Here is a 230-nt window from a genome sequence, read left to right on the forward strand (position 1 = left end):
CAATCTATTGGTGAACCTGGAACTCAGATGACACTAAGAACATTCCACTTTGCAGGAATTAGAGAAAGAAATGTAACACTCGGTCTTCCAAGATTAATTGAACTTGTTGATGCACGCAAAAAACCAGTAACGCCAACAATGGACATCTATCTCGAAGAAAACTACAAAAAATCAAAAGAAAAAGCAATCAAAGTTGCACGTGAAATCTTACATACAAAGGTTAGTGCACT

Annotated in this window: 1 protein-coding gene; it reads left to right on the forward strand. The window is 36.5% G+C overall.

Annotation, left to right across the window (positions count from 1 at the left end):
- Positions 1 to 27: 27 nt before the first annotated feature.
- Positions 28 to 230: hypothetical protein (locus L0M99_RS09755; protein WP_425304320.1), on the forward strand; the 203-nt coding region annotated here is incomplete at its 3' end.

This window comes from Varibaculum cambriense (assembly GCF_022133705.1).
Lineage (GTDB): Bacteria > Actinomycetota > Actinomycetes > Actinomycetales > Actinomycetaceae > Varibaculum > Varibaculum cambriense_A.